This window comes from Pokkaliibacter sp. MBI-7 (assembly GCF_029846635.1).
Lineage (GTDB): Bacteria > Pseudomonadota > Gammaproteobacteria > Pseudomonadales > Balneatricaceae > Pokkaliibacter.
In genome coordinates this window covers 1,542,022-1,566,555 of the sequence record NZ_JARVTG010000001.1, presented here as the reverse complement: position 1 = coordinate 1,566,555, position 24,534 = coordinate 1,542,022, and the positions used below count along the sequence as shown (strand labels likewise).

Below are 24,534 nucleotides of genomic sequence, written 5' to 3'. Positions count from 1 at the left end.
GTGATAACTGGCGCAGGAATTGCTCTACAGTTTTGGCAGATGTGAGCCGCTAACACCGTAGTTTGGACTGAACGTGAATCATCAAAACAAGTGGCGATGATAAAGAATGCTGTTGACCGTCCCCGGATATGAATTTGCGGAAAAACTCTTTGAAGGTCGGCACTCGCTGATTTACCGGGGTATTCGTTTGCGCGATGGCCAGACGGTCATCCTTAAGGCGCTCCGCCACGAATACCCGACGCCTGATCAGCTGGCAGCTTTTCGCCGCGAATATGCCATCGCCCGTAAACTGAAAGACTGTGGTGGCGTGGTGCCCGTGCTGGCGCTGGAAAAATACGACAACACCCTGGTGATCGTCAGTGAAGACATGCACGGCGAATCGCTGGCCACCCTGCTGGCCCGCCGTCCACTGGCACTGGATGCCGCACTGAAAGTGGCCATCGGTATCGTTGATGCCCTCAGTAAGGTGCACCAGCAGCAGGTGATGCATAACGACATCAACCCGCGCAATATCATCTGGAACCCCCACACCGGGTCGGTGCGTCTGACGGACTTTGGGATTGCCACCGAGCTGCCGATGGATGTGCCGGTGGTGATGCATCCGCTGCAGCTGGAAGGCTCGTTACCCTATATCGCGCCGGAGCAGACCGGCCGTATGAACCGGGCGATGGACTATCGCACCGATTACTACTCCCTTGGCGTCACTCTCTATGAAATGTTCACTGGCAGTCGGCCCTTCCTGACGGTCGATCCGCTGGAAATGGTCCACTGCCATATGGCGGTCAATCCGCAGCCATTGCATGAAGTGGACAGCAGCATTCCGCCGGTGCTGTCGGATATTGTCCTGAAACTGATGGCCAAGGCTGCTGAAGACCGCTATCAGAGTGCCTTCGGCGTCAAGGCTGACCTGGTGCGCTGTCTGGAACGCTTGACCGCCCATGGTCACATCCGCTATTTCCCCATTGCCCGTCAGGACATCTCACCGCACTTTCGTATTCCGCAGAAACTCTATGGCCGTGAGGCACAGGTTGAGCAGCTGCTGGCCTCCTTCAACCGGGTCAGCGAAGGTGCTTGTGAACTGCTGCTGGTGGGGGGCTATTCCGGCGTCGGTAAGTCGGCACTGGTCAATGAGATCCAGAAGCCAGTGGTGGCACGCCGTGGCTACTTCATCAGCGGCAAGTTTGATCAGTACAAACGCGATGTGCCCTACGACGCCCTGCGTCAGGCAGGGGCTGAGCTGATCCAGTTGGTGATGGCGGAGAGTGAGCATCAGATTTCCCGCTGGCGCAGCCGCTTGCAGCAGGCGCTGGGCGCTAATGCCGGGATCATGACCAGTCTGTTGCCAGAGCTGGAGCTGATCCTCGGTCCACAGCCAGAGGTGCCGGTGCTGCCTGCGGCAGAGTCGCAGAACCGCTTTAACTATGTCTTCCTGCAGTTTATCCGGGTGTTTTGTTCCGCGGAGCATCCGCTGGTGATCTTCCTCGATGATCTGCAATGGGCTGGCAACGCCTCGATGAAGATGATCGAGCTGATGATGACTGATCCGCAGGGGCGTCATCTGCTGCTGGTGGGCTCCTATCGCAGCAATGAAGTGGATGATGCCCATCCGCTCAAGCTGCTGCTGGACAGCCTGACCCAGGCCCATGCTGCCAGTCATGCATTGCAGCTCAATCCGCTCAGCCTTGGCGATGTGCAGCAGTTGCTGCATGACACCCTGCCGGGCGCCAGCACCCAGCTGTCGGCGCTGGCCCAGTTGTGCTTTGCCAAGACGCTGGGGAACCCCTTCTTTCTCAATCAGCTGTTGCACTCGCTCTATCGTGAACAGCTGATCACCTTCGATATGGAAAGTGGTACCTGGCACTGGGACCTGCAGCAGATCAGCGGCTGGAGTGTCAGTGACAACGTGGTTGAGCTGATGGTGCGCAAGATTCGCCAGCTCTCTGCCGAAAGCCAGCGTATGCTGCAGCTGGCGGCCTGTATCGGTAACCGTTTTGAGCTGAATACTCTGGCGCTGCTGGCGGGCGGCCTGCCCGTGGCGACCATGAAACAGTTATGGGAGCCTCTGGTTCAGGGGCTGATTCTGCCGCTGGACAAGCACTATTTTGCACAGGAAGAAGATGGCGAATGGGAAGAGGAGCAGGCGCGCCTGCATCACTACCTGAAGCAACAGCAGGCCATGGATGAAGCCGATTCAGTGACCCATCTGACCACCCTGAGTCAGCTGCCAGGGCGCAGTCGTTATCGCTTCCTGCACGATCAGGTGCGACAGGCGGCTTACTCGATGCTGGCCGAAGACGAGCGCAAGCATGTGCATCTGCAGATCGGCCGTTATCTGCAGGCGGCAGGGCACATCGACGAAGAAACCCTGTTCGATCTGGTCAATCATCTTAATGTCGCCCGCGATCTGCTGGTGCGTCGCCGTGAGCGGGTGCAGCTGGCCGAACTCAATCTGCAGGCCGCGCGACGGGCTAAACTGTCCAACGCCTACGAAGTGGCGATGCATTTCCTCGATATTGGTATTGAGCTGCTGCTGGCAGTGACGACGCTGGAAAGCGGCTGGCAGCTTAATTACACCCTGGCGGTGGAGCTGCATGCCGAGCACATAGAGTGTGTCTATCTCAGTGGCCGGGTGGAGCAGGCGCACCTGCAGTGTCGCTCTTTGCTGGAGTGGGTGACCGAGCCGATGGACCGGGCGCGGATACTCAGTCTGCAGACCGTGCTTTATGCCAACCACGGGCGTTTTGCTGAAGCGCTGGATACCGCCATCAAAGGCCTGCGCAGCCTCGATGTGGAGTGGCCGGACGAACCGCCACTGATCGAAGCGGCGATGACCGCAGAGAATCAGCGGATTCAGGCCTATCTGGCGGAGCACCGGGTAGAGGAATTGCTGGAGTTGCCAGCGATGTCTGATCCGCGCCAGCAGATGATCAGCCATCTGCTGGGGTTGCTGTGGCCGCCGGCCATCAACGTCAATCTGCCGATGAGTACCCTGGCGGTGGTGCGCATGGTGACCCTGTCGATGGACTACGGCAATGCTGAGGTTTCGCCGTTTGGCTACGGCAACTACGGCTCGATGCTGTCCGCTTTCTTTGGTCAGTACCAGCTGGGGCGGCAGTTTGGTCAGCTGTCGGTGGATCTGATCGACAAGACCGACAATCTGGTGTGGAAGTGTAAGGTCTACACCATGTTTGCGGTGACCAACAGCCCCTGGTCCAGCCATCTGCCGGCGAATATCAGTCTGCTGCAGGATGCCCTGCGCGCCGGGCTCGACAGCGGTGATGTGATCTGGACCGGCTACAGTTCGTTCCACATTCTCAAACATATGCAGCACAGTGGTCATTCCCTGACGACCCTGGCGGAGGAGTGTGATCGCTTCCTGCCGATTCTGCAGAAGGTCAACGACCCGAATACTCTTGAGGTGTTCTGGATATTACGGCGCAGCATCCTGCTGTTGCAGGGGCAGACCGACAGCCTCAGCAGCTGGAATGGCGGTGGCTTTGACGAAGATGCGCTGCTGGCGGAAATTCAGGCCAATCAGCATGCGCTCTGCCTCAACTATTTCCATTACAACAAGATGCAGGCGGCGTACCTGTTCGGTCGTTACGATGAGGCGCTGGATTTCGCCGAACAGGCCAAGGCGACGCTGGGGGCCACCTTCGGCTGGTTCAGCATCGCTGAGCATAATTTCTATTACTCCCTGATCCTGACCGCGCGTATGGCCGGACTGGACGATGCCCAGCAGCAGGCCTGCTGGAAGCAGCTGGAGGAAAATCAGCAGCGTATGGCCGACTGGATGGCCAGCTGCCCGGCCAACTTTGCCCACAAGTACTATCTGGTGGCGGCGGAAATGGCGCGGCTGCGCGGTGACGTGCAGCAGGCCATGGACTATTACGATCAGGCCATTGATTCGGCTTACGAGCAGGGTTTCAGTCAGGGGCTGGCAATCGCCAACGAGCTGGCCTCGCTGTTCTGGCTGCAGCAGGGCAAGAACAAGCTGGCGCGGGTGTATATGCTCGATGGCCACAATGCCTATCTGCAGTGGGGCGCCACTGCCAAGGGACAGCAGCTGGAGACCCGTTACCCGCAGTGGATGCTGAGAGGTCAGGACAGCCCCGGTACCCTGCTGCGCAGTGTCACCACCTCGACCAGCAAGAGCAGCAGCGGCAATCTTGATCTGCTGTCAGTGATGAAGGCCCTGCAGATCATCTCCACCGAAATCGTGCTGGAGCAGCTGCTGCAAAAAATGATGCAGACCATCATTACCGAGGCAGGTGCCCAGCAGGGCACACTGGTGCTGCGCGACAATGACCAGTGGCTGATTCAGGCCCGTGGCAGCATCAACGCCAGTGAAGTGGCGGTGCTGGAGGGCATCCCGGTGATGCTGGGGCAGACCCTGTCACTGCTGGATGAAGACAGTGAAGTGCCTTCGCTGCCACTGTCGATCATCGCCTACGTCACCCGCACCCGCGAACCGCTGATTCTCGATCAGGCCACCGAGCACAACCAGTTTGTCCATGACCCCTATATCCAGCACTACCAGCCACGCTCGGTGATCTGCCATCCGCTGCTGCGCAAGGACCAGCTGATCGGCATTCTCTATCTGGAGAACAACCTGATTCCGGCGGCCTTCACCCCGGAGCGTCTGCAGGTACTGGATATTCTGGCTTCACAGGCTGCCATTTCCATCGATCATGCGCTGCTGTACGACACGCTGGAGCAACGGGTCAGCAACCGTACGCTGGAGCTCAATCAGGCCAAGCTGCGTGCCGAGGAGGCGAACCGCGCCAAGTCGTTGTTCCTCGCCACCATGAGCCACGAAATTCGCACACCGATGAACGCCGTGATCGGCCTCAGCCGCCTGATGCAGCAGTCCCCGCTGGAAGGGGGGCAGCGCAATATGCTGGAGCAGATTCAGGAGGCTGGAGAAGGGCTGCTGGGGGTCATCAACGACATCCTCGATTACTCCAAGAATGAGGCCAATCAGGTCACGCTGGAACGTATCGACTTCCGGGTGCGCAAGGTCATTGAACGTACACTGGTGATCTGCTCACTGCGGGCAAGAGAAAAGAACCTGAACCTGCGGGTAGACGTCGCCGAAGACGTCCCCGATGAGCTGCAGGGCGATCCGCTGCGTCTGCAGCAGATCCTGATCAATCTGGTCAGCAACGCAGTGAAATTTACCGCAGAAGGGGAAGTCTGCCTGCGTCTGGAGCGGATGCGTTACGAAGATGGCCGCCCGGCACTGCGCTTTATCGTCAGTGACACCGGCATTGGCATCGACCCGCGTCAGCTGGGCAAGCTGTTCCAGCCCTTCTCGCAGGTGGATGACTCCATTACCCGCCAGTTCGGTGGTACCGGGCTGGGGCTGGCGATCTGCAAGCAGCTGGTGGAGCTGATGGACGGCACGATTCAGGTGCAGAGTGTGCAGGGGGAGGGTTCCACCTTCACCATCACCCTGCCAATGCAGCTGGCGGGTGGCGCGGTGGAAGCGGACAGCGAAGGTTTGCTTGGGCCACTGGCCGCTCCGGATCTGCACGGCATCCGGCTGTTGCTGGTGGACGACAATGCCATCAACCGGCAGGTTGCACTGGGCTTCCTCAAGGATACCGCGGCGCTTATCGAGATTGCCGGTGACGGTCAGGAAGCGGTGGACAAGGTACTGGCCAATCCCTTCGATCTGGTGCTGATGGATATTCAGATGCCGCGCAAGGATGGTCTCAGCGCCGCGGCGGAAATCCGCCGTTACTTCGACAAGTCTGAATTGCCGATCATCGCCATGACCGCTCATGCCCTGCCGGAAGATCGCGAACGCAGTCTGGCTGCAGGTATGAACGGACACCTCAACAAGCCGCTGGAGCCTGATGAACTCTATCGTGTACTGCGCCGCAGTCTGGCAAGGCAGCGCACGGTGCGCGGTGGTGAAAGCCCGGCCGAGGTGGCACTCAGTGATCAGCAGCAGGCCTGGCTCAATGCACTCAAACCGCTGCTGGACATCAAGGGAGCGATTCAGCGTCTGCAGGGAAAAGTGGATACCTACCTGCAACTGGTAGAGGACTTTAGTGCCACTCATCAGAGCGAAGCACAGCTGCTGGTGGAACTGGCCCACCAGCAGCAATGGCCGGTTCTTTACCGGCGTGTGCATACCCTGCGGACTTCGGCGGCCTATCTCGGTGCAGCCAGTCTGGTCCGCGCGGCGGATGAGCTGGAACGCCTGCTCGGCCTGGAGGGCTGCACCGCAGCACAGCAGAGCTGCGAAGTGCAGCTGCAGCGTCTGTGCCGGGGGTTGGAGCAGCTTTTACCGGCCCTGCAGCGCATCTGCAAGGTCTATGGCCGACCAGTGGCGGATCATAGCAGTCGCTTTGATGTACAGGAGTTTGTCAATCTGTTACAAAAGGCCAGTCAGTATTTGGATAACTCTGATTTTGCGGTCGAGCAGCTGGCGCAGACGCTGACGCGGATGGCCAGAGGCACGGAGTATCAGTCACAGATAGAGCAACTCGGTCTATGGATTGACGAGGTAGAGTTCGAGCGGGCAGGGGAGAGCGTAAGCCTTCTGCTGCAGCAGATAGCGGGCACTGGGCAGGTATCTGCGTTTGAACAGGTAAACACGCTTGATGGCGGACCTTTCGTTAGTAGTCAATGAGTCAATAGATAGAGCAGCATTGTGACGATAAACCACCAGACCGTACTCATCGTGGATGATGAGAAAAGCAACCTGAAGATCCTCAGTGACCTGCTGCGTGATGACGTCCGGGTCATTCTGGCCAAGAGCGGTGAGCAGGCCATTGCCAAGGCCGAGCAATACCGCCCGGATCTGGTCCTGCTGGACATCGTGATGCCGAAGATGAACGGCTTTGATGTGATCCAGCATCTCAAGCAGCAGGCCTCTACCAGTACCATTCCGGTGATCTTCGTCAGTGCGCTGGGAGATACCGACAACGAGGTCCGCGGTTTTGATCTGGGTGCCTGTGACTATATCCAGAAACCTTTCCAGAGCAGTCTGGTGCGGGCGCGGGTAAAACTGCATCTGCAACTGGCCAAACAACGCCTGCTGCTGGAAAAACTGGCCAATATCGACCCGCTTACCGCTATCGCCAACCGGCGCAAGTTTTCCGACAAGCTGCAGCTCGAATGGTCACGCTGCCAGCAGGATGACCGGCCGCTGTCGCTGGTGATGATCGATATCGACTACTTCAAGCAGTTCAATGACCGCTACGGCCACGCCGCCGGTGATGAGGCCCTGAGTAAGGTGGCGCAGGCACTGGAAGGACAGCTGGAGCGCAGTACAGACTTTGTTGCCCGCTATGGCGGTGAGGAGTTTGTGCTGGTGCTGCCGGATACCGATCAGAACGATGCGCAGGCAATTGTAGAGCGTTGCCGCGCGGCGGTCGCCGCACTGAAAATTCGCCATGAGACGGCAGGCGGCGAGTGTCTCACCATCAGTCTCGGTGGGGCGACCTGCAGTGGCCGCGATGGCGAGGCGCACGAGCAGCTGTTGCAGCGTGCCGACGCTATGCTCTATCAGGCCAAGCAGCAGGGGCGTGACTGCGTGGTATGGGAAGAGGAGCTGTGCCAGCAGCGTTAGTCTGCTGGCAAATACGTTGTTGGTACTACGCTGGTGAAGGTAGGCCGTCTTGCTGTTGTTCAATTCCGATCCCTTCTGCTGGTTGCACTGCAATTGTGCGAGCAGCTGTCTCTCCTCCTGATCTGCCCGTTTAAAGACTGAATCCAGACGACATCCTGCCTCTGGACGGGATGCACGCTTCTTGCAAGCAGCTTAGTAAACGCCTTATGCCGTCAGGACATGCCATGAAGTTACTCATCGCACCCGCCGCCTTTAAGGGCAGCCTTACCGCTCTGCAGGCCGCGCAGGCCATCGAGGCGGGCTGGACCAAGGTGTTTGCCCGTCATGAGCTGACGCTGTTTCCCTTTGCCAATGGCGGGGAGGGAACTGCCGCGCTGTTGACTCGACAGTTGCAGGGCACCCTGCATCATTATGAGGTACGCGACCCACTGGGGAGGCCGGTGCAGGCGGCGCTGGGGCTGGTCGACAACGGCCAGACAGCGGTAATCGATGTTGCCTCTGCCTCGGGGCTGCATTGCTTGCAGAGGGAGCAACGCGATCCTATCCACGCCAGCAGTTATGGCACCGGGCAGCTGATCCGCCATGCACTGGATCTGGGGGTCGGCAAGATTATTGTCGGTCTGGGTGATTCCGCCACCAACGAGGCGGGAGCCGGATTGTTTCAGGCGCTGGGCGGTCGTCTGTTTGATGCCCACGGCAATCTGCTGGGGGATCCCTGTCAGGGCGGCAACATGCTGGAACTGGCTCAGGTGTTTCATATCGATCTGTCAGAGTTTGACCCGCGTATCGCCAAGACCCGCTTCGAGCTGGCCTGTGATGTCAGTAATCCCATTCTTGGGGCCGATGGTGCGACCCGGGTCTATGGTCCGCAGAAAGGGGTGGCGGAGGATCAGATGCCTGCCTTTGAGGCGGCACTGACCGCCATGGCCGCGGTGCTGCACCGTGATCTGGGTATTGATGCTACCCGCCGCACGCACAGTGGCGCTGCCGGTGGGATAGGCGCCATGCTGATGGTGGCCTGTCGTGCCACTGCCTTTCCCGGTGCCAGCTATGTGATGGACATCTGTGGTCTGGAGCAGAAGGTGGCGGAGGCTGATCTGATTCTGACTGGCGAAGGGCAGAGTGATCAGCGCTCGGTGCAGGAAAAGGTGCCGCTGCTGGTGCTGGATCTGGCACGCAGGCAGCGCAAGCAGGCCATCATGCTGTCGGGGGCTATTCGTGATGCCAGCAATCTGATGCTGAGCTGGCCGGCGGCTTCGATGTTCGCCACCCTGACCGAGAACAAGGCGTGGGAGGAGATGCTGGCCAGTGCCGGTGCCGATCTGGAGATGTGCGCCTACAACCTGGCGCGCACCCTGAAAATGGCTCGCGAACTGCCACTGTAACAGGGCAGTGAGAGAGTCAGAGATAACCAGATAAGGGAGTAGCCAATGATCCCATTGCGCCAACAGCAGGATTTTGTCGGGTCGTTGCACATCCTGTTGCAGCGACTGTATCCGCATCAGCACCCGCAGGTACTGGAGCAGATGCTGGAACGGCTTGAGCCCTGGCAGCCACGGCTGGCGGATGCCAGTGCTCGCCTGCGGCAGCAGCCGGAAGTGACAGAGTGCGATGCGATGCTGATCACCTACGGCGATACGCTGATCAATGACGGCGAGCCGACCTTACGCACACTGATGGCCTTTCTTGATACCTATGTTGGCGAGCTGATTCCCAACGTGCATATCCTGCCGTGTTTTTCCTACAGCAGTGATGATGGCTTTTCGGTCATCGACTATCAGCAGATCAATCCGGTGCTTGGCCAGTGGCGCGATATCCGCCATCTGGCCAGCGAATATGGGCTGATGCTGGATGCAGTCGTCAATCATATTTCCCGCTGGAGCCGTTGGTTTCAGGGCTATCTGCGCGGGGAGGAACCCTGGCGTCAGTATTTTATCGAGGCTGATCCGAGCCTTGATTACACCATGGTAACCCGCCCCCGTACTTTGCCGCTGCTGACGGCAGTGCAGACTGCAGCGGGGCAGAAACATGTGTGGACCACCTTCAGTGCTGATCAGGTGGATCTTAACTTTGCAGAGCCACGGGTATTGATGGAAGTGATGGACGTGCTGCTGGGCTATGTGGAGAACGGCGCCCGCTTTATTCGTCTGGATGCTGTCGGCTTTGTCTGGAAGGAACTGGGCACCCGCTGTATGCACCTGCCGCAGACCCATGCCATCGTGAAAATGATCCGGCTGGTATTCAATACCCTGGCCCCCGGGGCGATGATCATTCCCGAGACCAACGTGCCTCATCAGGAGAATATCTCCTACTTCGGTTCGGGCAGCGACGAGGCTGATCTGGTCTATCAGTTCACCCTGCCGCCGCTGGTGCTGCACAGCTTTGTGACAGCCAGCCATACAGCCCTGCATGGCTGGCTGCAGCGACTGGAGGACTGCCCCGGCGACAGCATGTTCTTCAATTTTCTGGCATCCCATGACGGCATTGGCATGCGCGCCACCGAAGGCATTCTCAGTGATGAGGACCGGCGACGGCTGATGCAGCAGTGTCTGGATAACGGCGGCAGGGTCGGCTACAAGTCCAACAGTGATGGCTCACAAAGCCCTTATGAACTGAACATCAGCTACATCGATGCCTTGTCACCGCCGACCGCCAGTATGGATGAGCGTATTGGCCGGATGCTGGCCGCGCACTTTATCCTGCTCAGCCTGCAGGGTTTGCCTGCCATCTACATTCACAGCCTGCTTGGCTCGGGAAGTGATTTTCACGGCATGCAGGCCTCCGGCGTTAGTCGTCGGGTCAATCGTGGCAAGATCAGCTGGTGTGACGTGCAGCGGGTGCTGGAGGACAGCGGCAGCGAAAACAGTCAGCAGTTTCGCCGGCTGCTGGATCTGCTGGCGGTGCGGCGGCGGGAACCGGCATTTCATCCCCGTTCACCGCAGCGGGTACTGGATGTTGATAGTCGTCTGTTTGCCCTGCAGCGTACCTGTCATCGCAGCGGTCAGCGCCTGTGGTGTCTGGCCAATCTCAGTGCTGAGACCCTGACACTGCCTCTGCCTGACGAGGCACAGGATCTGTTGCAGGGGAAAGCGGTGGCGGAGGTCAGTCTTGGCGCCTTTGCCTATGCCTGGCTGAAGCTGCCTGCTGAGGCACAAAGCGCATAATGTCTGTCTGAACCGCCTATGTGTTGCAGTTTATGTGGGTGTTTTTCAAATTGGCGGAATGTCGCCATCCTGCTGAAATTGGGGTGGCGGCATTCCGCCAATTTTGTTTCCTGTCCTCACCTGCTTTTGGCGGTTATCCCTCTGAAACCCGCGCCTCATAAGGCTTTATTCGCTTTGGCATAACGGTTGCTTGTAGGCAGGTGTAAGAGGGAAAAAGGCCTGCCGCCCGCCAGGGCTGACAGCAGGTATACCGGGAGTGTCATTTGCCTTTGATGGAAGTGCGCCTAGACTTTTTCATACCTCCTGCGGAATCCGCAGCTCGCAGCCAGCTTTGACTTCCAAGGCAGCTGACGTGGCGGTGGTTCAGAGTGAAGTGCTGACCCATAACGTAAGTACCAACAAGTACAATAACGAGGAAAACTCATGTTCAAGTTGACTGCCAAAGCGCTGGTATGTGCCGTATCCCTGGGTATCGCTGGTTGGGCTCAGGCTGCTGACCCCATCCTGATCAAGTTCTCCCACGTGGTTGCCGACAGCACCCCCAAAGGTCAGGGCGCGCTGCTGTTCAAGAAGCTGGTTGAAGAAGACAAAGTGCTGAACGGCCGTGTTCAGGTGCAGGTGTATCCCAACTCTTCACTGTTCGGTGATGGTAAGGAAATGGAAGCACTGCTGCTGGGTGACGTACAGATGATCGCTCCGTCACTGGCGAAATTCGGCCAATACACCAAAAAGCTGCAGATTTTCGATCTGCCCTTCCTGTTCGACGACATCAACGCGGTTGACCGCTTCCAGAACGGACCTGCTGGTCAGGCCCTGCTGAAGTCCATGGAAAACAACGGCATCACCGGTCTGGGTTACTGGCACAACGGTATGAAGCAGCTGTCTGCCAACAAGGCACTGCATGAGCCCAAGGATGCCCGCGGTCTGAAGTTCCGTGTGCAGGCGTCCGAAGTACTGGAAGAGCAGTTCAAGGCACTGAAAGCCAATGCCCGTAAGATGAGCTTCTCTGAGGTGTATCAGGGTCTGCAGACCGGCGTCGTCAACGGTGCAGAAAACCCCTGGTCCAACATCGAATCACAGAAATTCTACGAAGTGCAGAAGTACATCACCGAATCCAACCACGGTGTGCTGGACTATATGCTGATCACCAACACCAAGTTCTGGAACGGTCTGCCTGATGACATCCGTACCGAACTGGGCAAGATCGTCAACGAAGTCACTGTCGAAGTGAACAAGCAGGCTGCCGATCTGAATGACAAGGCCAAGGCTAAGGTGGTTGCTGCTGGTACCTCCGAAGTGATCGAACTGACTCCAGAAGAACGTGCCAAGTGGGTAGAAGCCATGAAGCCGGTATGGAGCAAGTTTGAAGGTGACATCGGTGCTGATCTGATCGAAGCCGCGCAGGCCGCCAACAAAGCTCAATAAGGGTCGCGCATCCTTTCACGGATGCCATCCTGGCAACCCTCATCGTCCGTGCGGGCGGTGAGGGCACCTCTTCGTGATTAGCTGTTTTGATATCGGAGCCGCCAATGAGCGCAATCAAACACGTCTGGGCTCGACTGGAGGAGTGGCTGATCGCCTTCCTGCTGGCGGCAATGACGTTGGTGACCTTTGTCTACGTGGTCCTCAATAACCTCTATCCGGTTTTCTACTATTTTGGTGACACCTTCGCTGAATCATCCGTCTCTGTCAGTGATTTCTTTTATGCGGTGGGTGACTTCTTTATTACCCCTGCACAGGAAATGACCTGGAGCAACGCCCTGGTCAAAGCCATGTTTGGCTGGCTGATCTTTATTGGTATCTCCTACGGTGTGCGCACCGCTGGCCACATCGGAGTAGACGCGCTGGTCAAACTGGCCAGTAAGCCTGTGCAGCGTCTGATCGGCATCATCGCTACGCTGGCCTGTGTCGGCTATGCCGGCTTGATGACGGTATCCAGCTTCGAGTGGATTCATACCCTGTTCCTGCATCCGACCGAGGCAGAAGACCTGGGGCGCTTTGGTGTCGAGCAATGGCATATTGGCATGATTGTGCCTGTCGGTTTTGCCCTGGTGGCGATCCGTTTCATTGAAGTGCTGTACCGCATTCTGACCGGCCAGCAGTCGGGCCTCGGTCTGGCTGATGAAGCAGGCGATGCGCTGAAACTGGCAGAAGAGCAGGAGCATAAATCGTGACTATCCTATTCCTGTTTTTCGTGCTGTTTGGCTTGATGCTGATTGGCGTACCTATCGCTATTTCTCTGGGGCTTTCCGGTGCCCTGACCATTCTGCTGTTCAGTCAGGACTCGGTCAGCGGTCTGGCTATCAAGCTGTTTGAAACCTCTGAACACTACACCCTGCTGGCGATTCCGTTCTTCCTGCTGGCAGGTGCCTTTATGACCACCGGCGGCGTGGCCCGCCGTCTGATTGATTTTGCCAATGCCTGCGTAGGTCACATCCGTGGCGGTCTGGCGATCGCAGCGGTACTGGCCTGCATGCTGTTTGCTGCACTGTCAGGTTCATCGCCTGCCACGGTGGCGGCGGTGGGCTCCATCGCTATTGCCGGAATGGTGCGCTCGGGTTATCCGCAGGAGTTCGGTGCCGGTATCGTCTGTAATGCAGGCACACTGGGGATTCTGATCCCGCCTTCCATCGTCATGGTGGTCTATGCCGCCGCCACAGAAAGCTCCGTTGGTAAGCTGTTCATGGCGGGCGTGGTGCCGGGCTTGCTGCTGGGTCTGATCCTGATGGTGGCGATCTATATTGTGGCGGTGAAGAAAAACCTGCCTGCCATGCCTCGCGCCACGTTTGGCGAATGGATAGGCAGCGCACGTAAAGCCTTCTGGGGCCTGCTGCTGATGGTCATCATTCTCGGTGGTATCTATTCCGGGATGTTTACCCCGACTGAAGCGGCCGCTGTGGCGGCAGTCTATGCAGGCTTCATTGCACTGTTTGTCTACAAGGACATGACAGTGAAAGAGACGCCTCATGTGCTGCTGGAAGCCGGCAAGCTGACCATCATGCTGATGTTCATTATTGCCAACGCCATGCTGTTTGCGCACGTACTGACTACCGAGCAGATTCCTCAGCATATTGCCGAGTGGGTTACCGGACTGGGCCTGTCACCCTGGATGTTCCTGCTGATCGTCAACATCGTGCTGCTGATTGCCGGTAACTTCATGGAGCCTTCAGCCATCATCCTGATTCTGGCGCCGATCCTGTTCCCAATCGCCATGAAACTGGGTATCGACCCAATTCATCTGGGGATCATCATGGTCGTCAACATGGAAATTGGCCTGATTACTCCGCCTGTGGGTCTGAACCTGTTCGTGACCTCGGCGGTAACAGGTATGCCACTGAGTGCCACTATCCGCGCGGCCTTGCCGTGGCTGATGATTCTGCTGGGCTTCCTGATGCTGGTGACTTACGTACCTGCGATCTCCTTGTCGCTGCCTAACTTGCTGGGTATGCCATAACAGGTTTGTTGAAACACCCATTGCTGACAGGTCAGACTCGAACCCTGACGATGCTTTTTTGAAAGCCGGTTTGGTTAGCAATTTGAGCACAGGCTCGACCCCGCCCAGGCGGGGTTTTTTCTTTTTAGAGAAAGTAGTTAACCAGAGCCTCTGGAAAGGTTTGCCACTGTTCGTCTTCCATACCGCGATGGGTTCTTATCAGAATGTTTCTGTCGCTATAATGGCGGTTCTCGCTGTATGGCGTGTCCTTCTTTTCTTTCCTGTTAACGGAGCAAACCATGACCTATCTGGTCGGTGTAACCCTGCTGTGGGCGTTTTCCTTCAGTCTGATCGGCGTCTATCTGGCCGGACAGGTGGATGCCTACTTTGCCGTGCTGACCCGTATCGTGCTGGCCACGCTGGTCTTTCTGCCCTTTCTCAAGTGGCGCAATGTGCGCCCGGCGCTGGCGGCCAGGCTGATGACGGTGGGCGCGCTGCAGCTGGGGATCATGTATGTGTTCTACTACAAGTCCTTCCTGCTGCTGAGCGTACCGGAAGTGCTGATCTTTACCATCTTCACCCCGGTGTACGTGACGCTGATCTATGACCTGCTCAACAAGCGCTTTTCTCCCGGCTTTCTGCTGGCGGCCGTCGGTGCCGTCGTCGGGGCGGCGATCATTCGCTACGACAATCTGTCAGAAGACTATCTGCTCGGTTTTCTGGTGGTGCAGGGGGCCAACCTCTGCTTTGCCATGGGACAGGTGGGTTACAAGGTGATCATGGAGCGGGAGCGTGCCGATCTGCCGCAACATACAGTGTTCGGGCTGTTCTACATGGGCGCACTGGTGGTCGGCGTCATTTCCTTCCTGATCTGGGGAGGTGAGAAATACCCCACCACCAGCACGCAATGGGGCGTGTTGCTGTGGCTGGGCGCGGTGGCCTCTGGTGCGGGCTACTTCCTGTGGAACAAGGGGGCTACGCTGGTCAATGCCGGAACACTGGCGGTCATGAATAATGCCCTGATCCCGGCCGGACTGGTGGTCAACCTGCTGATCTGGAACCGCGAGGCGGATATGCCGCGCCTGCTTATCGGCAGTGGAGTCATGTTTGTCGCGCTCTATGTTGCCGAGCGGTATTTCCGTAACAGGGCGCTGCAAGCCGCCAGCTGAGCGACGGACTGGATCAGCAGACACAAAAACAGGCACCCGCGGGTTAATGCCAGTCAGTTAAGCTGACTGGCATTTTTATTTCTGGTCGGATACTTGGACGGCTTGGGCTTGACCACCCGCGGGTAACTGCGCTCCTCACGTCGATGAGGCAGGACGTAGTGCATGGCCGAAGCCTGTAGTTCAGCCAGGTAGCGAGGGATGTTGCCTGGATGATTCAAAGAGACCCCGTTCAAGAAGCCCAGGATCGCCCAGGTGCAGGCGGTGAAACTCATTTCGCAGGGGGAGATGCCAGGGCAGTGGCGACTCATTTCCAGCATTTGATAACGCAGCAGATTGTACCCCAGCAGTACGCCCCACAGCTCTTGTTCAATCATCTCCGGCGTTTTACTGCGCAGTGTGTAGTGACCCGCGAGCATGCCTTGCTTCATTTCTCGATAGCCCAATTCGATTTCCCAACGCTGGCTGTACAGATCCACGATGTCATCTGGCGGAAAGCGCAGAGGATCGATCATCGAAGTCAGTACTTGCCGGACTTTGCCCTTGATGGTCTTGCTTAATAACCTGGCCTGTAGCGTGTCGGGCAGCTCGGGCCATTGCTTACGCGCCTGCGGCGAGGTCTTCAGCGAGACGATGGCATCCTGGCGCCCCAGCTTGTATAGCACCTCATATTGAGCATCCTTGCGCAGCGGCAGTAGCCAATGGCGCTGAGTGCCTGTTTGTTGCCAGCGATGAAGAAGCCCCAGCGAATAGAAGCCACGGTCGAACAAGGTCAGCGAGTGATCGGGTGTGCTGTCGATCAGTTGTTCGGCCAGCTTCATCTCGTTGCTGTGATAACCGGCAAAAGCACTGCTCACCAGCATGTGACTGGTCAGTTCCATCTGGCAGACCATGCGCACTTGGGGATAGCCGGTATCGCCATGCTGATTACTGGCGCTGCCATAGTGCTTGCGGTTGTCGTCCGTATCCGCTGTGCGCCAGACCACGCCATCGACACTGAGCAGGCGCAAACCCGCCCAGGTGGGGTGATTGGCGCTGGCATGCCAGCGTTGTTGCGTCAGGGAAAAGACTTCTCGCACCGCCGCACTGCCCAGGCGCTGCCGACCTTGCACGATGGCACTGGGTGCCACCAGTGGCCTCTGCCCAGGCAGCATGATGTCCATACGACTCGCAGCATCCCAGGCCGACATCCGGCGAAACAACGCCATGGCGATCACGCACCAGATCATGGACTCAAGAGGGAGGCGTCGCTTACGTATGGTCGCCACTCCCGCCGTTTCCAGTGCGGTGCTGACCAGGTCTGGATCAAGCAGCGCCCCCAGTTCATCAAGGGCGTGAGTAGTAGAAGCGGCTTCGTGAGTCAGTGCCAAGGCGCGGGACAGTCGCATAAAAAATCCGATGCTCAAAACAAGCATCGGATTTTCGTTTCAGGGCGCAAAAGGTCAAGCTGTTGGGCTTAACTGACTGGCATTAACCCGCGGGTGCCTGTTTTGTTTACCGCTACTTGCCGATGGCGTTCTTGTCGATACGGGTCGGCCAGTCGCGCTTGATATGGATATCCAGTTGCGGGAAGGCAATCTCGATATTGTTGGTGCGGAACAGATTATTGATACGGTTGAGAATCTGGTGCTGCGAAGGCAGCCGGTGTCCCAGTTCGTTGACGTAGTAGCGCAGCTCGAAGTCGAGAGTGGAGTTATTGAATTTGGTGAAGAACACCTCCGGCAGCGGATTCTCCAGCACCAGATCGCATTCATTGGCCGCCTGCAGGATCAGATACTCGGCACGGGCCGTATCCGTACCGTAGGCCACACCGATATTGACCACGATGCGGGTGATGGCGTCACTCAGTGACCAGTTCACCAGCTGCTGGGTGATGAAGGTTTTATTGGGGACGATGATTTCTTTCCTGTCCCAGTCGACGATGGTAGTGGCACGAATCTGAATTTTGGTCACCGTCCCCGACAGGCCGTTGATAGTGACGGTGTCACCGATGCGGATGGGCTTTTCAAACAGCAGGATCAGACCAGAGATAAAGTTGGCGAAGATTTCCTGCAGACCAAAACCCAGTCCCACACCGAGTGCTGCTACCAGCCACTGCAGCTTCGACCAGTCAAAGCCGAGGATGGAAAAGCCCACGAGAATACCGACCAGCACCAGAATGTATTTGGTCAGGGTAGTGATGGCATAACCGGTGCCGGGAGACAGCTCGATACGCTGCAGAATCAGCAGTTCCAGTACCCCCGGCAGGTTACGCACGCCAACGAAAGTCAGCAGGAATACCGCCAGTGACAGCAGTGCCGCCTTGAGTGAGATCGGTGCCAGCTCGGTACTGCCGTTGACAGTGACGGAGCTGTCCCACAGCTTGATCTGATCAAGGAAGGAGAGGGAGGTGAACAAATCGGACCAGATGCCCCACAGCACGACCACCAGACCGAACATAATCAGCAGGTTCAGCACTTTGCGTGACTGCTCACTGACAGTCTGCAGATCGATCAGGTTTTCTTCCGGCGGGTCGATGGACATCTCGGTGCTGGAAACCTGGCTGTTGGGATTGGCTTCCTTCTCCTTGGCACGCTGTGCCAGCAGTTCTGCACGCTTGGACTTGGCGCGGCTGAACGCCAGGCGGCGTTCTTCAATCAGCAGCCAGCGGATCGCCAGACTGTGGATGCAGATACAGACAAACCCGGCAAAGCAGGTCAGGTGCAGTTTGATGTTCATCAGCATGGCGCTGAAGTAGTAGCCCTGCAGCGTCAGGCCCAGCATCACCAGCTGGCTGAGGGGGAAGAACCAGTGCACGGCGAGAAACAGACGTCGCTGGGAGGCCGTGGGGTTCTGCCCAACCCATACCTTGCGATCCTTGAACACACGCCAGTAGTAAAGTGCCAGACCGATGGTGAGGATGATGAAGGCCATCCTGCCCAGGGTGTTACGCAGATCATCACCCAGATTGTTCTCTGTCAGGGCAATGATGAAGATGGACGGCAGGGCCACCGGAAATAACCGGCGTGATACCCGGCGAATCAGCGTGACCTGCACCTCGGGCCAGTTAAAGTGGGCAATGAACAGGTTATTGGGGCGGTTGAACTTGCGCATCAGCAGATGCAGGCCGGTCAGCATCGCCATAACGACCAGCGCCTGCTGCAACGCGTAGGACAGATTACTGTCGCTGATCTGGTGCAGATACCAGGCCAGTGTCAGCTGAATCACACTCCACGGCAGGGTGTAGAACATACACACCACGATCAGGCGCAGGGTCAGCAGGAAACCGTCCTGCGTCACCTTGCCCAGCTTGCCCTGAATCTCTGCCGCCACTTCGTCACAGCGGTTGGCCGCCACCCGTCGCAGCGACAGCATCAGCAGAATCATGAACAGCGCTGCGGTGGTGCTGAGGGCATCAGGGTTGATCGAACTCAGTACGGCTTTCCAGTAATGGGGCATCAGCAGAGCGCTGACGGCTACCAGACAGTCCATCATCCAGCTGAAGTTGACCGGGCGGGCCGAGGGGACCCACAGCAGGTGCTCGTCGATCAGGCTGCGGAACTGCTGCAGCTGTTGCTGCAGCTGGTTGTTGGACAGGTCCACCTGCGCCAGCACGCTGACATAGCTGCTGGCGCTGGAGGACAGTTTGGTAAGAATTTCTTTGCGCACGTCCAGCAGCTCGGTGAAGGTCTTGCGATCAGCCTCGCTGAGATTCTGAAACTCGGGATCATCCTGATACTGTTCCAGCAGGACGTCGCGATTATCGAGCTGATTGAGCTGCTGGTCGTAGTCATAAATCTTCAGCTGCAGCTGATCCAGCTGATCGCTCAGCTGCTTGGCGGGCAGGGCGGGAGGCAAGTCGCGCAGTTCGCTGCGCAGGGTCTCGCCGAAGGCCACGCTGACCTTGAGCAGGTCCAGCTGCTTTTTCAGATCCTGATAGCGCTGGGTCAGCATACGCGACTGGCCATCAATCTGGTCTGACTGCTTTTGCGCATTCTCGATATTGGTGGTCATGGTGCTGAGCTCATCACTCAGCTGCTGGTTCAGCTCCAGCTGCTTCTTGATCAGTGGTGGGCTGTCGCTGGCCTGATCCGTCAGCTTGCGGTTGGCCTCCACGGTCTTTTCGGTGTCCTGGCGACGCAGCAGGCTGATCTGCTGTTGCAGGGTATCGACCTGGGTACTCATGTCCTTGGTCTGCAGCTCCAGCAGCTGGCGCTTCTGTTCCGCCAGCGTGGCGCGGTTGGGTACGCTCAGCAGCTCCAGTTCCAGCATGCGCAGCTCGGCGGTCAGTGCATTACGTTTGGCCGACAGCATGATCATGGTCGCTTCACTCAGTACATCGGCGGCACCGGCGCGGTTAGCCTGAGTGATCTGTTCATTGACCTGATCAATTTCCGCCTTGCGCTGGTTCAGCTCTTCACGGGCGGTCACACTGCGACTGGTGAGGGCGCTGACCGCGTTGCGTGCGGTGGTCAGGCTGTTTTGCAGGTTGTAGAGATCAGCGTTGCGAATCGACAGCTCCTGCTCCAGCTGGCTCTGATTCTTGTCGTATTCGTAGGGGGCCGGGGTGCTCTTGAAGTTGTCGATCTGGCGCTGCAGTTCGCGGGTCTGCTGGGCAAAATTTTTCAGCAGCTGGTCGTAGCCGTTGGCCTGATCGACGTATTCCTGACGATCCTGACTGAGCTGGATGGCCTGGGTGTAGAGGTCGCGAAGTTGCTTGGTATCGGCACTGGTATCGTTGCTATCCAGCGCATCAAGCTTGCGCTGTGCCAGCTTGCCGGGATCGTAGTTGTCGGGTTCAGCCTGAGCCGGGCCCGGCAGCAGGCTGCTGCAGAGCAGGGTGACGACCATCAGCAGTAACGGCCAGAGCATGGCCTGACGCAAAGAGGGCACGGTGTTGGCTGTGCTCATGGGTATCCTGATCCTGACAAGGTGCCTGAAGTAGCGGAGCGCAATGGAATGGGCGCTACCCTATCATGGGACTAGTGCGCTGCACAGGGTGAGCCGCGGGCAGGCTGATACGAAACAGCGCGCCCCCCTCGGGATGGTTCTCCGCACTCAGCTCACCGTGCAGGTTGTCGACGATGCGATGGGAGATCGACAGGCCGATGCCGAGCCCCTGGCCGATGGGCTTGGAAGTGAAAAACGGTTCAAATACCCGGGGCAGATGGGTGTCCGGTATGCCCGGGCCATGATCGCGGACGCACAGCGTTACCCGGTCTGGGGTGGAGGTGTCCAGATAGATATCGATACGATTGGCGCGTGACGGAGCCGCCGCTGTATGGCTACTTTCATGCATGGCCTGCAGGGCATTGGTGAGGATATTGATCAGCACCTGCTCCAGCTGCAGCATGTCGCCCTGAACCCAGGCATAGGGACTGGCCGGTTCAATATTGATGGTGGTGTGATACTTCTCCAGCTGGTTGTGCAGCATAGCCAGTGCCCCGTCCAGTACGGTCTTCCATTGCAACGGCTCTGGCTGGCCGCTGGATTTGCGGGCAAAGACCTTGAACTGGGCAATCATCCTGGCCATACGCTCCGTCAACTGGATGATGGTGGCCAGATTGTTGTGAGCCCGTTCATATTCCTGCCGTTCGACAAAGTGCCGGGCGTTTTCGCTGAAACTGCGAATGGCTGCCAGCGGCTGGTTCAGCTCATGATTGATGCTGGCGGACATCTGCCCTAACAGGGCCAGTTTGGCCGTCTGTATCAGTTCATTCTGGGTCTGACGATGCTCATTAATTTCCTGCAGCAGCCGGGCGTTGGTCAGGCTGAGGTCGGTGGTGCGTTCTTCTACGCGTTGCTCCAGCTCATCACGGGCGTGATGCAGCGCCTGTTCATAACGTTTGCGCTCGGTAATGTCGTGAATAGTAATCAGAAACTTGCGTTCATCCTGCAGGTGCATGTCACCAATCACCCATTCAATGGGGAATTCACTGCGGTCAGCACGCAGCCCCCTGGCTTCCAGCAGCAGCTCTGCAGCAGGTGCATCATGAGGGGTCTGTTTAAGGGTTTCGATCCGCTGCCAGCACTGGCTGCGGTTGGCTTCGGCAAACAGCTCGCTGATAAAGTGGCCCTTGATGTGTTGCCAGTCATAGCCGAACAGGGCTTCTGCCATGGGGTTGAAGGACTCGATACGACCATCGGTATCCAGCGTGACAAGGCCTGCGTGGGTGTTGTCGATGATGGCCTGAATACGTGCCTTGTTGAGGGCGCGGTTCTGGCTGGACTGGTGGTGAAAGGCTTCACGTTCTGAGCGGATGCGCCGGCGCAGGCGTATAAAGACACCGATCATCACCAGAATGACGTAGAGGGTCGTGACCAGTACCACATGGTTGAGCACCTGACTGTAGAGGCTGCTCAGGCGGGTAAAGGTGCGCAGGGTGAAATCATAGTTGGGAATGGGCCGCTGTTGCTGCAGGTAGGCTACGGTATGAATGTCTTCGGCCATACTGCTTTGCGGCCTGCCGTTGCCGGCTGAATCCAGAATGGTCACCAGCGATGAGCTGGCACTGAGCTGGCGTTTCTCGACAATGGACAGCGAGGTCAGTTCGCGTGGGCCATAGCGCTGGCTTTCAACAATGCGCTGCTGCGCTGCAGGCGTCAGTGGTGTCAGGGTCTTCAGCTGCCAGTTGGCGCGGGTACTTATAAAGATGACGCCGTCCTTGTCCGTGACGATGGTGGTGGAGTGATCATTCTTCCACAACGACTCCAGACGATTGACGGCCACTTTTACTACCAGCACACCGATGATGCGATCATTTGCGCGCAGCGGGTAGGCAAAGAAGTAACCGCGGATATTGGACGTGGTGCCCAGGGCAAAATAACGTCCGGTCTGCCCCTGCATGGCCTGAGTAAAGTAAGGGCGATAGTTAAAGTTCTTGCCCACGAAGGAGTCGTCGTCCTGCCAGTTACTGGAGGCAATGGTCTGGCCATCGGTGCTCATCAGGTACATCACCGAGGCGCCAGCGACGGCATTGGAGCGATGCAGCTGCTGATTAATACGCAGCTGCAGGCTCGCATCATCAGGGTGCTGGGCCAGCCGGATCAGTTCCGGGTGGGTCGACAGCAGTTCTGGCAGGTATTCGTACTTCGACAGCTCACGCTCAAGCCCGGTGGAGAAGCGGTCCATCATGTTTTCACCCTGGGCTTCGAGGCTTTCCAGAGTCGAGCGGTAACTCCACAGTGCCGTAATGGCGATCAGGGCAATGCCAAGCAGCAGGAGCAGTCCACCGATCAGCCAGGGAACGGGATTGCGCAGGCTGTGATGGGAGGGGGTGAGCTGCATGGGCGACGCGCTATCAAAGTGTGGAGTCTGCCATGATACGGGAATTTTCCTGTCGCTGTCGGCAGCAGAGTGACTCTGGTCGTGACGTGTTCAGACATTACTGCGCACGTGCCGTATTTCAGCCGCTATCAACTCAGGCAATGTCCATTTGTGACGACGGAGTTCTAGCAGGTCGTTGAAAATCTATCGGCGTTGCCGAATACCGCGTCAAAAACAGGCTCAAAATGCTCATTTAGTTCACTAAACTCCGCTTTTTCGCCTGTTTTTTCCGTGTCTCGGCTGCCTCGATAACGTTTTTCAACAGCCTCTAGGCTGTCCCGGGGCGCTCTGCTATAAACACGGTGGTCCTTCACTCTATCGATGCTATCGCCATGACTGCCACTCTTGATGCCCTCGGTCCGATCTTTCTGCTGGTGTTGCTTGGCTTTGCCCTGCAGCGCTGGCAATTTCCCGGAGATGGCTTCTGGCCGCTGGCAGAACGCTTTACCTATTACCTGCTGTTTCCGGCACTGCTGATTCACAATCTGGCCCCGGCACACTTCGCCGGGGTGGCAGTGAGTGACATCGTGCTGCTGGTCGTGACCATGCTGCTGGTGGCGACGGTCATGCTGGTGGCCGTGCGGCACTGGGTTTCGGCGACACCTGCCGCTTTTACCTCCTTCTATCAGGGGGGGATCCGTTTCAATACCTATGTCGGGCTGGCGGCAGTCAATCAGTTGTACGGTGATCAGGGCATGGTCGTGGCTGCGGTCACCATTGCCATCATGATTCCGCTGATCAACGTGCTGTGTGTGCTGATCTTTGCCTTTTATGGCGGGCAGGGGGAAAAGGTCAGCTGGGGTGCAACCGCGATGCAGATTGCCAGGAATCCACTGATCCTTGGTTGCGTGATTGGTGTGCTGCTGAATGTCAGTGGTATTGGTTTGCCGTTCTGGAGCAAACCGGCCTTAGGCATTCTCAGCCAGGCAGCGTTACCTGTGGGTCTGCTGGCGGTGGGCTTTGCACTGAATCTGCGCGCATTGCGTGGTGCTATCGCACCGCTGGGATGGGCCTGTGTGGCGAAATTCCTGGCGTTGCCACTGGTCGCTCTGATGCTGGCCCGAATATGGGGGGCTGAGCCGCTGGTGACGCAGGTGCTGATTCTGTTTGCTGCGCTGCCAACGGCCTCGTCGTCCTATATTCTGGCGCGGCAGATGGGCGGCGATGCTCCCCTGATGGCGGGGATCATCACTGCGCAGGCCCTGCTGGCGATGGCAACCCTGCCGATCACCCTGATGCTCTATCCGCTGCTGGGGCTGAGTCTCGGTACGGGCTGAGTATCTGTTCTGCGCTGTTCAGTGCTAGTGGGGCGTTTCAGTGTTAGTGGAGGGCAGTGTCAGTGAGAATAGTGGCTCAGGATATGCCGCCAGTGCTCTTCACTGACGGGCTGTACTGACAGGCGGCTGCGATTGATCAGCGGCATACTGGCCAGCTGGCTGTCCAGCTTCAGGGCCTGCAGGGGGATGACGTCAGTGAACTTTTCTCTGAGCTGGACATCGACCTGATACCAGCGAATTTTGCCGGGTTCAGACTTGGCATCAAAGTACTTCGATGTCGGGTCAAACGCGCTGGAGTCAGGGTAGCCCTCGCGCACAATCTCAACGATGCCGACGATGCCTGGCTGTGGGCAGCTGGAGTGGTAGAAAAAGGCCAGGTCGCCCAGTTTGATCTGATCGCGCAGGAAGTTGCGGGCCTGGTAGTTACGCACGCCATCCCAGCCACTGCGCTGATCTGGTTGCCTTTCAAGATGCTCAATGCCGAAGGTGTCAGGCTCACTTTTCAATAGCCAGAATGTCATGGTTATACCTCTCCTGGGTGCATTTTTTGCGGCGCGAAAAGTCGGAATTTACACCGTCTTTACTTCGACCTTAGTCGCAAAA

General features: G+C 57.7%; 13 protein-coding genes. 9 read left to right on the top strand and 4 right to left on the bottom strand.

The window, feature by feature from the left end:
• The first annotated feature begins 106 nt into the window (after positions 1 to 106).
• The 8 genes from QCD60_RS07040 (at position 107) to QCD60_RS07005 (ending at position 15,351) form a co-directional block, all read left to right on the top strand.
• A complete protein-coding gene (locus QCD60_RS07040; RefSeq protein WP_279783696.1) occupies positions 107 to 6,643 on the top strand; it encodes a hybrid sensor histidine kinase/response regulator in 6,537 nt (2,178 codons plus the stop codon).
• Positions 6,644 to 6,664: 21 nt separating this feature from the next.
• Positions 6,665 to 7,585: a diguanylate cyclase gene (locus QCD60_RS07035; protein WP_279783694.1), complete on the top strand. Its 921-nt coding sequence runs from the start codon at positions 6,665 to 6,667 to the stop codon at positions 7,583 to 7,585.
• Between the two features lie 224 nt (positions 7,586 to 7,809).
• Complete coding sequence (locus QCD60_RS07030) at positions 7,810 to 8,970, top strand: glycerate kinase (RefSeq protein ID WP_279783692.1); 1,161 nt, start codon at positions 7,810 to 7,812, stop codon at positions 8,968 to 8,970.
• 45 nt (positions 8,971 to 9,015) lie between these two features.
• Positions 9,016 to 10,749 (top strand): alpha-amylase family glycosyl hydrolase, encoded by a 1,734-nt coding sequence (locus QCD60_RS07025; protein WP_279783690.1) that lies wholly within the window; start codon positions 9,016 to 9,018, stop codon positions 10,747 to 10,749.
• Between the two features lie 423 nt (positions 10,750 to 11,172).
• The gene (locus QCD60_RS07020; protein WP_279783688.1) at positions 11,173 to 12,174 is read left to right on the top strand and encodes a TRAP transporter substrate-binding protein; all 1,002 of its coding nucleotides are present in this window, start codon (positions 11,173 to 11,175) and stop codon (positions 12,172 to 12,174) included.
• Positions 12,175 to 12,278: 104 nt separating this feature from the next.
• Positions 12,279 to 12,923 carry a TRAP transporter small permease gene (locus QCD60_RS07015; protein ID WP_279783686.1) on the top strand — a complete coding sequence of 215 codons (645 nt, stop codon included), beginning with the start codon at positions 12,279 to 12,281 and terminating at the stop codon, positions 12,921 to 12,923.
• Entirely contained in the window at positions 12,920 to 14,203 is a 1,284-nt protein-coding gene (gene dctM / locus QCD60_RS07010) for a C4-dicarboxylate TRAP transporter large permease protein DctM (RefSeq protein WP_104156065.1), read from the top strand. Before QCD60_RS07015 ends, dctM begins: the two co-directional genes overlap by 4 nt.
• Before the next feature lie 278 nt (positions 14,204 to 14,481).
• Complete coding sequence (locus QCD60_RS07005; protein WP_279783683.1) at positions 14,482 to 15,351, top strand: carboxylate/amino acid/amine transporter; 870 nt, start codon at positions 14,482 to 14,484, stop codon at positions 15,349 to 15,351.
• 53 nt (positions 15,352 to 15,404) lie between these two features.
• Here QCD60_RS07005 and QCD60_RS07000 read toward each other — a convergent pair whose 3' ends face one another.
• The 3 genes from QCD60_RS07000 to QCD60_RS06990 form a co-directional block, all read right to left on the bottom strand.
• Entirely contained in the window at positions 15,405 to 16,736 is a 1,332-nt protein-coding gene (locus QCD60_RS07000) for an IS4 family transposase (RefSeq protein WP_279781589.1), read from the bottom strand.
• Between the two features lie 112 nt (positions 16,737 to 16,848).
• Positions 16,849 to 20,238 (bottom strand): mechanosensitive ion channel domain-containing protein, encoded by a 3,390-nt coding sequence (locus tag QCD60_RS06995; RefSeq protein WP_279783681.1) that lies wholly within the window; start codon positions 20,236 to 20,238, stop codon positions 16,849 to 16,851.
• Positions 20,239 to 20,293: 55 nt separating this feature from the next.
• Positions 20,294 to 22,615 carry an ATP-binding protein gene (locus tag QCD60_RS06990; protein WP_279783679.1) on the bottom strand — a complete coding sequence of 774 codons (2,322 nt, stop codon included), beginning with the start codon at positions 22,613 to 22,615 and terminating at the stop codon, positions 20,294 to 20,296.
• A gap of 371 nt (positions 22,616 to 22,986) precedes the next feature.
• Between QCD60_RS06990 and QCD60_RS06985 the strand changes: the two genes are divergently transcribed.
• Complete coding sequence (locus tag QCD60_RS06985) at positions 22,987 to 23,931, top strand: AEC family transporter (RefSeq protein ID WP_279783677.1); 945 nt, start codon at positions 22,987 to 22,989, stop codon at positions 23,929 to 23,931.
• A gap of 59 nt (positions 23,932 to 23,990) precedes the next feature.
• On the opposite strand, the gene QCD60_RS06980 is transcribed toward QCD60_RS06985, so the two are convergent.
• The gene (locus QCD60_RS06980; protein WP_279783675.1) at positions 23,991 to 24,452 is read right to left on the bottom strand and encodes an EVE domain-containing protein; all 462 of its coding nucleotides are present in this window, start codon (positions 24,450 to 24,452) and stop codon (positions 23,991 to 23,993) included.
• Between the last annotated feature and the right edge of the window lie 82 nt (positions 24,453 to 24,534).